This window comes from Lawsonibacter hominis (assembly GCF_014287895.1).
Lineage (GTDB): Bacteria > Bacillota > Clostridia > Oscillospirales > Oscillospiraceae > Lawsonibacter_A > Lawsonibacter_A hominis.
Genome location: NZ_JACOPP010000006.1, coordinates 1 through 13,675, shown reverse-complemented (window position 1 = coordinate 13,675; position 13,675 = coordinate 1). Strand labels below are relative to the sequence as shown.

At 64.8% G+C, this 13,675-nt stretch carries 10 protein-coding genes; 5 read left to right on the top strand and 5 right to left on the bottom strand.

The genetic code is table 11. The annotated features are described in order from the left end of the window. The first annotated feature begins 22 nt into the window (after window positions 1–22). The gene (locus H8S57_RS06200) at window positions 23–280 is read left to right on the top strand and encodes a hypothetical protein (protein WP_186907218.1); all 258 of its coding nucleotides are present in this window, start codon (window positions 23–25) and stop codon (window positions 278–280) included. Here H8S57_RS06200 and H8S57_RS06195 read toward each other — a convergent pair. Together H8S57_RS06195 and H8S57_RS06190 are read right to left on the bottom strand one after the other, a co-directional pair. Next, entirely contained in the window at window positions 234–3,566 is a 3,333-nt protein-coding gene (locus H8S57_RS06195) for a PD-(D/E)XK nuclease family protein (protein ID WP_186907217.1), read from the bottom strand. The genes H8S57_RS06200 and H8S57_RS06195 overlap by 47 nt on opposite strands. 175 nt (window positions 3,567–3,741) lie before the next feature. Continuing rightward, the gene (locus H8S57_RS06190; RefSeq protein ID WP_186907216.1) at window positions 3,742–5,151 is read right to left on the bottom strand and encodes a sigma-54 interaction domain-containing protein; all 1,410 of its coding nucleotides are present in this window, start codon (window positions 5,149–5,151) and stop codon (window positions 3,742–3,744) included. Between the two features lie 260 nt (window positions 5,152–5,411). Here H8S57_RS06190 and H8S57_RS06185 point away from each other — a divergent pair, with 260 nt between their 5' ends. Genes H8S57_RS06185 through H8S57_RS06170 form a run of 4 tightly spaced genes read left to right on the top strand, consistent with a single transcriptional unit; the run spans window position 5,412 to window position 9,288 of the window. Beyond that, window positions 5,412–6,728: a CitMHS family transporter gene (locus H8S57_RS06185; protein WP_186907215.1), complete on the top strand. Its 1,317-nt coding sequence runs from the start codon at window positions 5,412–5,414 to the stop codon at window positions 6,726–6,728. Between the two features lie 32 nt (window positions 6,729–6,760). Further along, the gene (locus H8S57_RS06180; RefSeq protein ID WP_186907214.1) at window positions 6,761–8,110 is read left to right on the top strand and encodes an acyclic terpene utilization AtuA family protein; all 1,350 of its coding nucleotides are present in this window, start codon (window positions 6,761–6,763) and stop codon (window positions 8,108–8,110) included. A gap of 1 nt (window position 8,111) precedes the next feature. Further along, on the top strand, window positions 8,112–8,411 hold the full coding sequence (locus H8S57_RS06175; RefSeq protein ID WP_186907213.1) for an AtuA-related protein: 300 nt from the start codon (window positions 8,112–8,114) through the stop codon (window positions 8,409–8,411). A gap of 22 nt (window positions 8,412–8,433) precedes the next feature. Continuing rightward, on the top strand, window positions 8,434–9,288 hold the full coding sequence (locus H8S57_RS06170) for an acetoacetate decarboxylase family protein (protein ID WP_186907212.1): 855 nt from the start codon (window positions 8,434–8,436) through the stop codon (window positions 9,286–9,288). Between the two features lie 109 nt (window positions 9,289–9,397). Here H8S57_RS06170 and H8S57_RS06165 read toward each other — a convergent pair whose 3' ends face one another. The 3 genes from H8S57_RS06165 to H8S57_RS06155 form a co-directional block, all read right to left on the bottom strand. Continuing rightward, window positions 9,398–12,343: a UvrD-helicase domain-containing protein gene (locus tag H8S57_RS06165; protein WP_186907211.1), complete on the bottom strand. Its 2,946-nt coding sequence runs from the start codon at window positions 12,341–12,343 to the stop codon at window positions 9,398–9,400. A 6-nt stretch (window positions 12,344–12,349) separates the two neighbouring features. Beyond that, window positions 12,350–13,303, bottom strand: a complete 954-nt coding sequence (gene gluQRS / locus H8S57_RS06160) for a tRNA glutamyl-Q(34) synthetase GluQRS (RefSeq protein WP_186907210.1) — start codon at window positions 13,301–13,303, stop codon at window positions 12,350–12,352. A gap of 189 nt (window positions 13,304–13,492) precedes the next feature. Then, a partial coding sequence (locus H8S57_RS06155; RefSeq protein WP_186907209.1) for an integrase core domain-containing protein occupies window positions 13,493–13,675 on the bottom strand: 183 nt, incomplete at its 5' end.

Here is a 13,675-nt window from a genome sequence, read left to right as displayed (position 1 = left end):
TCCACATCAAGGGAGTGTTTTTATGTTTGATTTACTGGAATTAGAGCCGTTTCTTCCATCCAATCCGTCTCCCGAATACAAGAAGCAGCTTGCCGTTGTCGATCCCTCTCTCCAAACCATCCCGGACCTGACTTCAAGGGCGTTTTTTGACGGCTTCTGGGAAGAGAACGCCAAGCTGTCGTCCATCGAGCCGGAGGAATCCTTCCTCCACGGCCTGCGTATGGGCGCGCAGCTCATCCTTGCTCTTGCGCAACCGCTTCCCAAAACGCCTCGCCCTTAACCGCGGGCAGCCAGCGCTTCCGGTCGCCGCCCTTTCCCTCCTCGAAGTGACAGGCGGCCGCGTACGCGCACCACTGGCAGGCGTTGTGCTCCGGCCCCCGCCAGAAGGGGTCGGCGGCGATGTTGCCCGCCGCCAGCTCCGTGCCGATCTCCCGCAGGATCCTTCCGGTATGCTTTGCCAGCTTTCCCAGCCGCTCGGCGGAGACCAGCGCCTCCCCGGTGACGGCCCCCGCACGGTTGAGACGCACGGGCAAAAAGCGCATACCCTCCCCGTCCGTCCGCTCCATGGCTGCCAGCACCTCCGGCTCGTCCAGCACCAGGCCCCGGCGGCGCAGCTCGGCGTCCGCCTTTTTGCGCCGCTCCGCCTCGGTCATGGAGCGGCTGCCCGCCACCACCGCGTCCCGGGCGGGCAGATAGAGCACTCCGGCGGGCACGATCTCCGCTCCGTAAAGCGCCTTCCCCGCCTCCTCCAGTGTAAAGAGGTAAAGCAGCATCTGAAGCCCCATACCGTTCCAGATATCGGTCAGGTCAAAGGATTTCCGGCCGGTCTTGTAGTCCACCACCCTCAGATAGAGCCGCCCGTCGTGGACCCAGCCGTCCACCCGGTCCACAAAGCCGGAAATGCTGACGGTCACGCCGTCCACGGTGAGTTCTACCGGCGGCAGCTCGCCGCCCCGCCCGAAGCCCAGTTCAAAGGAGATGGGCTGGAATTCCGAGGCGGAGAGCTCCTCCGCCACGTTCTCCACCACGGCGCAGACCGAGGAGAGCAGCCGGCGGAACAGATACTGAAACCGGGGCGTCTCCTTCTCCAATCCCCCCAGCTCCTCGTCCACGTAGCGCTCCACGGCCTGCCGGGTCAGGGCGCGCAGCTGTCCCGGCTCCAGCTGCCTGACGCCGCCGAGCTCCTTTGCCTGACGCAGCACATGCTCCAGCACAAAGTGGACGAAGGTGCCGTACTCCGGCGCCTGGAATCCCGCGGCGCGGCGCGGCTCCGCCTTGAGGCCGTACTGCATGAAGTAGGAGAAGTGGCAGGACTTGTATTTGTCCATCCGGGAGGCCGACATGGGCACACGCTTTCCATAGAGCCGCTCCACCACCGGCCGGGTCAGGCTTCCCCGCTCCAGACGGGCGGCGCGCTCCATCCGCGCGACCAGGCTCCGGCAGTCCGGCAGCGCCTCCAGCGCCCGCCGTGCGGCCGGACTGCGCCCGGCCAGCTCCAGGGCCGGGCGGGGGGCGGAAAGGCGGAAGGAGCCGTCCAGGGCCTGCTCCCGCACCTGCCGTCCTTGGGGAAACAGCGTTCCCAGCTGATGGAACAGAAAAGCCGGCCGGTGCTCCTCCCCCTCCGCGCCGGCAGCGGACCAGCTTACATAGAGGCGTTGGGACGGCAGGGCGCAGGTCTCATAGACGATGGTCATCTCCCGGTCGAGCTTTTCCGCCAGCCGGGGCGCCAGCTCCAGGCCGTAAGAGGCCAGCAGCGTGCGGTCATCGTCGTTGAGCAGGCCCGGCGAGGGCGCGGCCTGCGGGATTGCGTCGTCATCCGCGCCCAACAGGAAAAGTACTTTACAGTGCTTATGGGCCAAGCGAGGCATTTCTCCGGCATTGACCCGGTCCAGCGACACGGGGATGCTCCCCACGTCATACTGGGAGAGCACCAGGGAAAACAGCCGGGCGAACTCGTCCAGTTCCATGGGGGTCTCCCCCAGGATCTGTGCGCACTGCTCCAGCGCGGTGCACAGGATGTCCCAGAGCTGGCCGTATTCCTCCGCCAGCGCGGCCTCTCCCCTGTCCCGCAGCGCCCCGGTGCGCTCCTCCAGCCGCGCGGGCAGGCCGATCGTCTCCAAAAAACGGTAAAGGGCAATCGCTTGCGCCCTTCCCGTCTTGCTCCGGTTCCGCCGCAGCTCCTCCAGAGGGGCCGCAATCTGCCGCCGCAGGGCGTTCAGCCGCTCCAGCAGGGCCCGGTCCCCCTCGGAAAAGGGCAGGCCGTAGCCCTTGGGGTGGTTCGTCCAGTCCCGCCGCCCTGTCCAGGCGCTCCCCTCCAGGTTCCACTTGAGCACATAGTTCTCCAGCAGGTCCACGTCCTCCGGCGCCACTTCGGTCAGGCCGGTCTTCAGATACCGGAAGACGTCGTCGTACCGGTAGCCGCCCGCCGCCGTATCCAGAGCGGCGGTCAGCAGGGCCATCACCGGCTTTTGGAGGATATCGCTCATGCGGCTGAGAAAAACCGGCACCCCATACCGGGCAAACACCGTCTCCACCAGCGCGTCAAAGCCCTCCATGCTGCGGGCGCACACGGACAGATCCCGAAAACGGTAGCCCTCCTCCCGCACCAGGCGGAGGATCTCCGCCGCCGTCCACTCCACCTCGGAATAAGGGGTGTTCGCGGTAAAACGGACGACGGCTTCTTCCGCCGCCCCGGCGTAGGGGGCCGGACGGCTTGCAAACAGCTGCTCCTCGAGGTAGACAAGTGGTTTTACTTTCCCATCCAGCCGAACCGGCAGCACCTGGCTCTGCCAGGGGACCCCCACCTCTTTTGCCAGGCGGAGCAGCTGTCCCGCGGTCCGCCGGGCGGGCGAAAAGACCCCCGCGCCGCCCTCGTCCTCCTCCAGATGGTCGCAGGTAAGAGCCACGGTCACGCAACCCGCCTGGCGCAGCAACGGGCGGAGCACCTGCCGCTCCTGGGGCGTAAAGTCGGTAAAGCCGTCCACATAAAGCTCCCGCCCTCCGGCCCAGGCGCACCGCTCCAGCACCGCGGCCAAACGGGTCAGGCGGTCCCGTGGGTCGGCCCCCTGCCGGGCCGTCAGCGCCTCATAGGCTCCGTAGATCAACGACAAGTCTAAAAGCTTGTCACCCTCAGCTCCTCCGGCCTCCTCACCCGCCGTCCACAAGTGCTCGGGAGTAACGGCGCAGGTCTTCAGCTCATCCACCGTGGCGATCAGTCCCGAAAGGAATTCCGGCCTGCGGGAGGGGCGCCCATAGACCTTCAGGCGGTCGGCCACCCCCTTGAGCGCGGCGCACATGAGCAGCAGCCGCCCGCCGGGATCCAGGGCCGGCTCCGCCAGCCCGCCGCAGACGGAAAAGACCCGATTGGCCAGCCGGGTGAAGGAGAGCACCTCTGCGTATTGGCTGACCCGGCTGCCTCCCACCTCGCACAGGCGGCGTTCCATGTCATGGGAGTGCTGCTCCGGGACGATCAGCAGCTGCGGCCGCTCCGGCCCCCGCTCCGCCATGGTGCGCAGCAGCGTTTCGGTCTTCCCGCTTCCCGCCCGGCCCAGCAAAAGCTTGAGCATCGCTTCTCCCCCTCTTCCTTCTCCAAAACGTTCGTTCCAACGGTTTACAGTTTTGCCCGGCCGCTCGCATCCCGGGCAACGTCCCCCGGCAGGCGCGCCGTCTCCGCACCAAGCGCCGCCGCGCTTCAAGCCCTCCAAAGCGCCTTCCCGATCCAGGCTGGGCCTTCGCTCTGCACTATTGTACCACAGGCTCTGATTTCTTCAACTTTTTATAAAGCAGAGAGCGGTGGATGCCCAAACGCCGGGCGGCTTTGGACACCGATCCCCCGCATGCGTCCAGCGCCTTTTGGATATAAGCCTGCTCGAACCGGGCGCAGGCCTCGTGGAGCGGCGTCTCTTCCGCCATTTCCGGCTCCCGCCCGGCCCCTGCCGGCACAGCGGGCGCCGCCGCGGCGGGGCTCTGGATATCCATCCGGCCGGAGATCGCATAGCGCTCGATCACATTGCGCAGCTCCCGGATATTGCCCGGCCAGCCGTAGGCAAGCAGGCCCCGGCGCATCTCCTGGGTCAGGGCGCGGCTGAGCCCGTATTTCCGGTTGTTTTTGGCCAAAAACAGCTCGGCCAGCGGCAGGATATCTTCCCGCCGCTCCCGCAGGGGCGGCAGGAACAGCGGCATGACGTTGAGGCGGTAATACAGATCCTCCCGGAAGCGTCCCTCCGCCGCCATACGCCGCAGATCCCGGTTGGTGGCCGCGATCAGGCGCACGTCCGTCTTGACGATGCGGGTACCGCCCACCCGCATCACCTCTCCGGTCTCCAGCACCCGCAGCAGCTTGGCCTGCATGGCCGGGGGCAGCTCCCCCACCTCGTCCAGAAAGAGGGTGCCGTGGTCTGCCATCTCAAAGAGCCCCGGCTTGCCGGAGCTGCGGGCCCCGGTAAAGGCCCCCCGCTCATAGCCGAAAAATTCCGACTCCACCAGCTCCGCCGGGATGGCCGAGCAGTTGACCGGGACAAAGGGCTGCGAGGCGCGCTTGCTGTTGTGATAAATATAATTGGCCAGCACATCCTTGCCGGTGCCCGTCTCTCCACAGAGCAGCACGGTGGAATCCATGCTGCTGAGGTAGCGGGCGTCGTCAAAGGCCAGCCGGGCCGCGGGGCTGTTGCTGATGATGACCTCGGATGCCTCCTTGCGGGCCTCCAGATAATCGGCGATATCCTTATAGTTCCGGAAGCTGGATTTTTCCTGGGTAATATAATCGGAGAATTCCGCAAGCATCCGCTTGGGAATGGAAAATTGGGCGCTCATGATGACTTCGCCCTTTTCATCGCAGATCGGCTCGATATGGGTAAACAGCTCGTCCCCGTACTTGCTGACGTTATAGGCGTTAAAGGGGGACTTTTTCCCATCGTACATCTCCCGGGAAACCGAGCGCAGCCACAGCTTCTTTTCCCGCAGCTGCTCCAGGGTCATGCCGGTGAGCTCCTCCTTGGTCATGCGCACCGAGGCCGCCATGCGGGCGTTGACGTAAAGGATGCGCTCGTTGCGCCAGGTGACGAAAATATTGCCGAAATAGCTGTCCAATACCTTTTCCGCGTAGCGTGCAAACTGCTCCGGGTATTTCTCGATCAGCGTCTGGAGTCCCATCGCGCTCCCTCCAAGTCTCATTTTAGTGACACTTTCGTCTCAGATTTGATCCATAGTTTCAAAATTGAGACATTTCACTTCCCAAACAGGGTAACACAAAAGGGCCGGGAACGCAAGGCTTTTTCCCGCTTCTTCCCTTTGGCACGGCGTTTGCTTTACGACAATGGCGGGAATCTTCCCCGGAAAGGAGTGAAAACAAGCAAATCCCCGCCTTGCAACCTGTGCGAAAGCGTGTAAAATCGTGTTAGGGAGGAACTGTTATGGAACTCTGGTTAAGCATCGTCGGATTCCTAGTCGTCATCGGCATCATCGTATCCATCATGACCAAAAAGCTCTCCACCATGGTGGCCCTGTCGGTCATTCCCCTGATCGGCGCCATCTTGGTCGGGCAATTTACCAGCATCCCGGCCTATCTGGCCGCCGGGATCAGCAAGGTGGCCGTCAACGGCGTCATGTTCGTGTTCGCCATCCTCTTCTTCGGCACCATGATGACGGCGGGCGCCTTCGACCCCATCGTAAAGTTTATCATCAAATGCTGCCGGGGCAACCCGCTGTATGTGTGCATCGGCACCTACGTGCTCTCCATCGTGGGGCATCTCGACGGTTCCGCCACCACCACCGTACTGCTGGTCTGCGGCGCAATGATCCCCATCTATCAAAAAATGCATATGCGCCTGCGCAATCTGGCCGCCATCCTGGCCATGGCCGCGGGCCTGATGAACATCTCTCCCTGGGGCGGCCCCACGCTCCGGGCGGCCACCGTTATGGAGGCCGATCTGACCGAGTTCTTTCAGCCCATGCTGGTGCCGATCCTCATCACCATCGCCGTCGGCCTGATCCCCGTGGTGCTGCTGGGCCTGTCCGAGACCAAACGGCTCAAGGCGGAGGGCTTTGATTACGCCGGCGTCTCCACCGAGCATCATGCGGAAGAGCTGAGTGAGGAAGAGCGCTCCCTGCTGCGGCCCAAGCTGACCGTGATCAACCTGATCCTCATCGTACTGGTCGTCGGTCTGATGATCTCCGGCATCCTCACGCCCGGCGCCGCCTTCCTGACCGGCACCGCCCTGGCCTGGCTGCTCAATTACCGCAAGCTGGCCGACCAGCAGAAGATCATCCGCCTCCACGGCGCCAACGTGGTCTTCGTGGTCAGCGCCCTGTACGGCGCCGGCGTGCTGATGGGCGTGCTCACCGAGTCCGGCATGGCCGCCGCCATGGCCAATACCCTGGTCAGCCTGATCCCCGCCTCCATGACCAAGTTTGTCCCTATCCTGGTGGGCGTCTTCGCCACGCCCTTGTCCCTGGTCTTTGACGCGGATACGTTCTATTACGGCATCCTGCCCGTGCTCACCCAGAGCGCCACCGCCATGGGCCTGTCCGGCGCGGGGATCTGCTATGCCGCGCTGGTGGGGCAGCTGACTCTGGGCTGGGCCATCACTCCGCTGACCCCCGCCACCCTGCTGATGACCGGCATGTGCGATCTGGATCTGGGCGAGCACCAACGCTATACCATCAAATTCGTCTGGCCCCTGTCCATCGTCCTGCTCATTCTGCTGACTGTCTTCGGCCTGATCCTATAAAACGCTACCCCGGAGGAAAGGACTCTGATACCATGAAAAAAATTCGTATCGGCAGCGGCGCAGGCTTCGCCGGCGACCGGGTCGATCCCGCGCTCACCCTGATCGAGCACGGGGAACTGGACTACATCATCTTCGAGTGTCTGGCCGAGCGCACCATCGGCCTGGCCCGGCAGGAAATGCTGCACGACCCTTCCAAGGGCTACAGCCGCCTGCTGGAATACCGGCTCTCCCAAGTACTCAAGCCGGCAAAGCAGCACGGCGTCAAGATCATCACCAATATGGGCGCCGTAAATCCCCGGGCCGCGGTGGCCAAGGCGATGGAGATCGCCCGCGCCCAGGGCATCACCGGCCTGAAGTTCGCCGCCGTTACCGGCGACGACGTATTCAGCCAGCTGGAGCAGTATTCCGACGCGCCCATTCTGGAGTTTGACGGCACGGTGGGCCAGTGGACGGAGAGGCTGGTCTCCGCCAACGCCTACATGGGAGCCGAGGGGATCATCCAGGCCTTGAAGGACGGCGCGGACGTGGTCATCACCGGCCGGGTGGCCGACCCCACCCTGACCCTGGCCCCCCTGCGCTATGAGTACGGCTGGACCATCGACGACGCCGGTCCGATCGGCCAGTGCGTCCTGGCCGGACATCTGCTGGAGTGCGGCGGGCAGGTCACCGGCGGCTACTACGCCGACCCGGGCTATAAAGAGGTCCCCGACCTGGACAACCTGGGCTTCCCGCTGGTGGAGTTCGACGAGACCGGGCGCTTTACGCTGACCAAGGTGGCGGGCACCGGCGGCCTGGTCAGCGTGGATACCTGCAAAGAGCAGATGCTCTACGAAATCCATAATCCGGCCGCCTATCTGACTCCGGACGCCATCGCGGATTTCTCCCATGTGCGCTTCACCCAGGAGGGCAAAGACCGCGTGTCCGCCTGGGGCGCCACCAGCCACGGACTGCCCGGGCAGCTGAAGGTCAACGTCTGTTACCGGGACTCCTTCATCACCGACTGCGAGATCAGCTACGGCGGCTGCAACGCTCTGGAGCGGGCCAGGCTGGCCGGCGATATGTTCCTCAAGCGGCTGGACCGCCTGGGCGTGGCCTACACCGAGACGCGGGTGGATTACATCGGCTACAACTCCCTGTACCGGGATAAGCTGGCCGCCTGCCTCAGTCCCAGCCCCGCTGCCGAGATCCGCCTGCATGTGGCGGTGCGCACCGATGACCGGGAGAACGCCGTCATGGTCTCCAACGAGGGCGACTCCATCTATACCAACGGTCCCACCGGCGGCGGCGGCGCCACCATGCGTATCTCCGAGATCATCTCGGTCTTTTCCTTCTTTATCCCACGGGATGCAGTCCGCGCCCAGGTCGAATGCGAGGTGCTCTGACATGAAACTGAAAGAAATCTGCCACTCCCGCACCGGCGACAAGGGAGACATCTCCAACATCTCCCTGATCCCCTGGAACGAGGCGGACTATCCCATGCTCAAGGAGCAGGTCACCGCGCAGCGGGTCAAGGAATACTTTTCCGAGATCTGCCTGGGCAAGGTCACCCGATACGAGGCGGACGGCATCTGCGCCCTGAACTTCGTCATGGAGCAGGCCCTGGGCGGCGGCGTGCTGCGCAGCCTGGCCATGGACAAGCACGGGAAGTCCCTCAGTTCCGCGCTGCTGGAGATGGAGCTGTAGCGGTGGAAAGGAGGTCTGTTTGATGTTCCGGTTCGAAGAAGGGCGCATGTACCAGATGCCCGTACATTTCGGTCCCTGCTGCACGCCCCGTCAGGACCCGGAGGGGAAACGCTTTTGTTCTTACGGTCCCCAGGAGAGCGCGCTGCACACCCTGGTCTGCCAGACCGAGGGCGCCGCGGTGGAGCGTTTTTTGCCTGAAGGCTTTTCCCTGCGCCGCCCGTACCTCTTCTTCACCCATAAAATGCACCGCAATCTGCCCTGGCTGGCCGGGCGCGGATATAATGTGGTCACCTGCAACGTGCCCGTGACTTATACCGGGACCCGGGAGACCGTACGGGGACAGTATCAGCTGGCCATTTGGGAGAGCCATGCCGACCCCATCCTGTGCGGACGGGAGCAGCTGGGGTATTCCAAGCTTTACGCCGAGATCGAGGATCTGCATGCCTTTCAGGGCGTCGCCTCCGCCGCGCTGTCCTCCTGGGGCTTTCGTTTCCTGGAGCTGCGCTTTGACCGGAATCGCCCTCCGGAGGATGCGCCTTTGCTGGAAGCGCTGCTCTCCGACCCGGAAAACGAGGGACTGCTCCACTATAAGTACATCCCCCGCACCGGAGACGGCTTTTCACAGGCTGACGCAGCCTATGTGACTCTGACGCCGAAGGTCTTTTCTCCCCCTCCCGGCCTTCCCGCCCTTCCTCCGCCGGAGCGCACACTGTGCTCCGGCGGTCTGGAATGGCATACGCCGGAGTGGAGGGACATGCCCACCCAGTACCATATCGTGCAGGGCCTGGCAAGCCTCCCCGTGCTGCGGGTGATCGGCGCGGCTGCGGCGCAGACAAAGCATTATAACGACGTCTATGACCAAAGGATCGTTCGATAGCACACAGCAAAACGGCGGCGCAGGATCCTGCGCCGCCGTTTTGTGCGTGCGGTTGCTCTGGGGCCGGGCGTTCCAGGCTATGGATCCTCCCGCACTCCAACGCGGCCCTTTAAAACAGACGCATCTGTACGCCCTGGGATCTCGGCCGGGGCGGCAGGGCCTCCCCCCGCTCCAGTCCTCCCTCCGGAACGGCCTTTAAAAACGGCGACGGTTCACCGGCATGGAGCATCACCAATTCGTCCCGCGCACGGGTCATGCCCACGTACAGAAGCCGCCGCTCCTCCGCCGCATCGGTCTGCGCCCCCTCCCGTTCCAGCGGGATGAGACCCCGGCTCACGCCGCATAAAAAGACCACCGGCCACTCCAGCCCCTTGGCGCCGTGAAGCGTGGACAGGGTCACCGCTCCGGCGGCATAGCCCGCCCCGGCCCGGCGCAGCAGGTCCCCCTCCTGTCCAAGCGTCAGGTTCTGCAGAAAGTCCGTCATGGTGGGAAAAAAGACCGCCATATTCCGCAGCCGCTCCAGCGCCTGGGAAGGTCCCCTGCCTGTCATCCACCGCTCCACCTGCCGTTCCGGGGCTTCCGCGCCGGGATGGGCGCGGAACCAGTCCAGGGCGCCGCGCACCGCCGGGTCCTCCAAAAAATCCGACCGCCCCACCACACGGCACGGGAGGCCGTCGTGAGTCAGGCAGTCCTCCAGTACCTCCAGCTGGCGGCGGGTGCGGCAGAGCACCGCAAAATCGTCGAAGGAGCGCCCGCTCCGCCCGGCTTCCAGCGCGCCGGCCTCCAGCATGTCTATGCCGCCCATCCTGCGGGCGATCTCCTTTGCGGTAAAAACGGCCTCCGCCCGCTCGCTCTCCGCGTGGAGCAGGCGCACGGCGGCGCCGGAGGGGCGCGCCGCCGTCAGACGCCGCCCGGCCCCGCCGTTTTCCTCCACTACCTGCAGGGCGCAGGACAGGATCTCCGGGGTGGAGCGGTAATTCCGGGTCAGCGTGATCGTGCGCGTCTGGGGACAGTCGGAGCGCAGGCGGTCGAAGCAAGCCGCGTCCGCCCCCCGAAAGCTGTAGATGGACTGATCCGGGTCCCCGATGACAAACAAGCTCCCTCCGTCCCTCCGCCAGGCGGCGATCAGGCGGTATTGCAGCGGATCGATATCCTGAAATTCATCCACCAGCAGGTGGGTGAAGCGCGCGTCCGTCCGCCCCCCTTCCCAGCGGGAGAGGGTCTCCAGCAGCAGATCGTCAAAGTCCAGCAGGCCCGCGCCGGTCAACCGTTCCTGATACCGCTCTACCGCCGCTTCCTCAGTCGGCCGGCCGCTGGTTTTTGCCCGGGAGACCGTCTGGAGCAGTTTCCCCGGACTGTCCTTCCGCCCCAGCCCGGCCAGCACGGACGCGGCCAGCGCCCGCTGCTCATAGGGGTCGGCCAGCCGGCGGACGCCCAATTCTCCCCGGAGCAGCGTCAGGCAGATGGAATGGAACGTACCGATGGTCATGGCCCGGGCCCGGCGCTTGCCCAGGCGGGCCTCCAGCCGCTCCCGCAGTTCGGCGGCAGCCTTGTTGGTGAACGTCACCGCCGTGATCGTGCCGGGCCGGGCGCCCTGCTCCACCAGCCAGGCGATGCGGGACACCAGGGTCTTGGTCTTGCCCGCCCCCGGTCCCGCCACCACCGCCACGGTGGGCGCTTGCGCCTCCACCGCCGCGCGCTGGTCCGGGTTGAGCGCTTCCTCCGTCTGGGGGAGCTCCCGTTCGTTTGTCCGCTTCTTTGGGGCCGGCGCTCCTCCGTCGGGGGCGGCCGGTCCGCGCCGGGGCGCCGGACTCCCAAAGAGGCTCACCTGGCCCCGGAACGTCTCCCGCTCGGCGGGCGTGAGCAGTCCGATCATGCCGTATACCCCATCGTAACCCGGCTGACGCTCCACCTCGCCGGCCCGAAGGCGGCGGATCCCCTCGGCCACACAGGGGCCCGCCGCATGCCGGATGTCCTCGATGGGCGTCTCCCGGAGGATGGTAAACTCCGGCCCCAGCCGTTCCAGCATATCTTCATATTTGGCCGCCGTCCGTTTGCCCGACGCGGAGCCGCCCTCCGAGGCGGCGATGACCTCCGGCAGCGGCGCCAGAGACTCAAACGCCCTGGCGGCCGCGGGGCGAAAGCCCTCGGGCCGGTCGGAAAGCTGTTCTACCCGATGCAGTACGCCGGTGGTAAGCCGCTTGCCGCAGACCGGGCACCTTCCTCCCGCCGCCTGGGCCTGCGCCGGCGAGAGGCACTGCGCGCAGGGGCGGTGGCCGTCGAAATGATATTTGCCCTCTTCCGGGAAGAATTCGATGGTGCCATAAAAGCCCTCCCCGGTCTGGATGGCATGGGCCAGCTCCGGATAGGACCGTCCGGTCTCCAGCAGGTTGGCCTCCCGCCCCAGTTTCGCGGGAGAGTGGGCGTCGGAATTGGAAACCAGGGTATAACCGTCCAGGGCGGAAAGCCGCCAGTTCATAGGCGGATCGGAGGAGAGGCCGGTCTCCAGGGCATGAATATGCCCGCTCAGGTCCCCAAAGCACGCCTCGATGGTATCAAAGCCGGAAAAAGCGCCGAACAGGGAGAAGTGAGGCGTCCAGATGTGGGCCGGGAGGAAGACCGCGTCCGGGCAGGTCTCCAAAGTGAGCTCCAGCAGGTCCCGGCAGTCCAGACCCAGGATGGGCCGTCCGTCGGAGCGGATGTTTCCAATGGCCTCCAGCCGCCGGGACAGGTTTTCCGCCGCCTCCAGGTGGGGCAGAAGGATCAGGGAGTGGACCTTGCGCACCTTGCCGTCCTTTTTGTAAATGGTGCTGATCTCTCCGGTGACCACAAAGCGGGGCGCATCCGCCGGGCCGTCCCTGAGCCGGTAAAGCCCTTCCTCCGCCTCGGTCAGCGTTTCCTTCAGCTCCGCCCTCCAGGCCGGATGGGTAAAGTCTCCGGTGCCCACCAGACCGATCCCCTTCCGCCGCGCCCAGTCGGAGAGCCGCTCCGGCTCCAGGTCGCGGCTGGTGGCCCGGGAGTACTTGGAGTGAATATGCAGGTCTGCAAGATACATAGGACCTCACCCTCTCAGAATCGTATCGTCCACAATCACATCCGCCGAACGCACGCGCGCCCAGTCGAAACGGGAGACCAGCTCCCCCGCCCGCACCGGCGTGCTTCGTTCCAGCAGGCCCGCCAGATGGGCCAGCAGGCCCGTCAGCTCCTCCGGGGTATAGCGCCGCCGCAGCACCCCCATGTCCAGATCCCGCTCCCGTTTGGACAGCCGCCGCCCGTCGGGCGCCAGCAGCAGCGGGACATGGTAATACTCCGGACTGGGAAGGCCCAGCAGTTCCAGCAGGTACTGCTGCCGCGGCGTGGAGTCCAGCAGATCCCGGCCCCGCACCACCTCGCTGATCTCCATGCCGCCGTCATCCACCGCCACCGCCAGCTGGTAGGCATACACCCCGTCGGACCGGCGGAGGATGAAATCCCCACAGTCCCGGCCCAGGTTTTCCGCATAGCTCCCCTGGAGGCCGTCGGTAAAGCCCGCCGTCCGGTCGGGGACCATCAGCCGCCAGGCCGGGCTGCGGGTACGGGCGCGCTGCTCCCGTTCCGCCTGCGTCAGCGTCCGGCAGGTCCCCGGATAGACCGCCGAGCCGTCCGAGCGGTGGGGCGCGCTGGCCGCGAGACGCTCGGCCCGGGTGCAGAAGCAGGGATAGACCAGCCCCTGCGCTTCCAGCGCCTGAAAGGCCCCGGCATACCGCTCGGTGCGTTCCCTCTGCCGGTACGGGCCATGGGGACCGCCCGCTCCATAGCCCTCGTCCCAGTCCAGACCCAGCCAGCGCAGATCGTCCGCCAGCTGGAGCGCGTATTCCTCCCGACAGCGGTCCGGATCCAGATCCTCCATCCGCAGGACCATGACGCCCCCCTTCGCGCGCACCGAAAGCCACGCCAACAGGGCGGAAAACAGATTGCCCAGGTGCATTCTTCCGCTGGGGCTGGGGGCAAAGCGCCCCCGGACAGGTGCGTGCATGCCGCCTCACCTCCTGTATCGTTCCCTGTAACCTTACCACATTCCTCCCGCCGATACGAATGGCAAAAACGCCATATTTCACGATCTTATGTTGATCTTATTGGGCAAAAATGATATATTTAAACTGTAATTTTAGGGGCACTGTAAAGTAAACATGAAAAGTTAGGACCCAAAAATCAGCCAATATCTCTACGCAACGAGCAAAAGCTCCCGTTTGCGCTTTTTGGACAGTTTAAGACCGGCACACTGAGCTGGAGTAAGGCCGTTCAAGGCGGAATGGGGACGGACAAAGTTGTAGAAGAAGATGAACATGGAAATGAGGTTGTTGGCGGAAGCAAACGAAGAAAAGCCTTGCTTGGTTTTGTACCATGC

Excerpts from the sequence above, each read along its gene's own strand:
- H8S57_RS06170 (WP_186907212.1), top strand. The coding sequence starts at position 8,434 with ATGTTCCGGTTCGAAGAAGGGCGCATGTACCAGATGCCCGTACATTTC.
- H8S57_RS06190 (WP_186907216.1), bottom strand. The coding sequence starts at position 5,151 with ATGGGACTCCAGACGCTGATCGAGAAATACCCGGAGCAGTTTGCACGC.
- H8S57_RS06200 (WP_186907218.1), top strand. The coding sequence starts at position 23 with ATGTTTGATTTACTGGAATTAGAGCCGTTTCTTCCATCCAATCCGTCT.
- gluQRS (WP_186907210.1), bottom strand. The coding sequence starts at position 13,303 with ATGCACGCACCTGTCCGGGGGCGCTTTGCCCCCAGCCCCAGCGGAAGA.
- H8S57_RS06180 (WP_186907214.1), top strand. The coding sequence starts at position 6,761 with ATGAAAAAAATTCGTATCGGCAGCGGCGCAGGCTTCGCCGGCGACCGG.
- H8S57_RS06165 (WP_186907211.1), bottom strand. The coding sequence starts at position 12,343 with ATGTATCTTGCAGACCTGCATATTCACTCCAAGTACTCCCGGGCCACC.
- H8S57_RS06195 (WP_186907217.1), bottom strand. The coding sequence starts at position 3,566 with ATGCTCAAGCTTTTGCTGGGCCGGGCGGGAAGCGGGAAGACCGAAACG.
- H8S57_RS06185 (WP_186907215.1), top strand. The coding sequence starts at position 5,412 with ATGGAACTCTGGTTAAGCATCGTCGGATTCCTAGTCGTCATCGGCATC.
- H8S57_RS06175 (WP_186907213.1), top strand. The coding sequence starts at position 8,112 with ATGAAACTGAAAGAAATCTGCCACTCCCGCACCGGCGACAAGGGAGAC.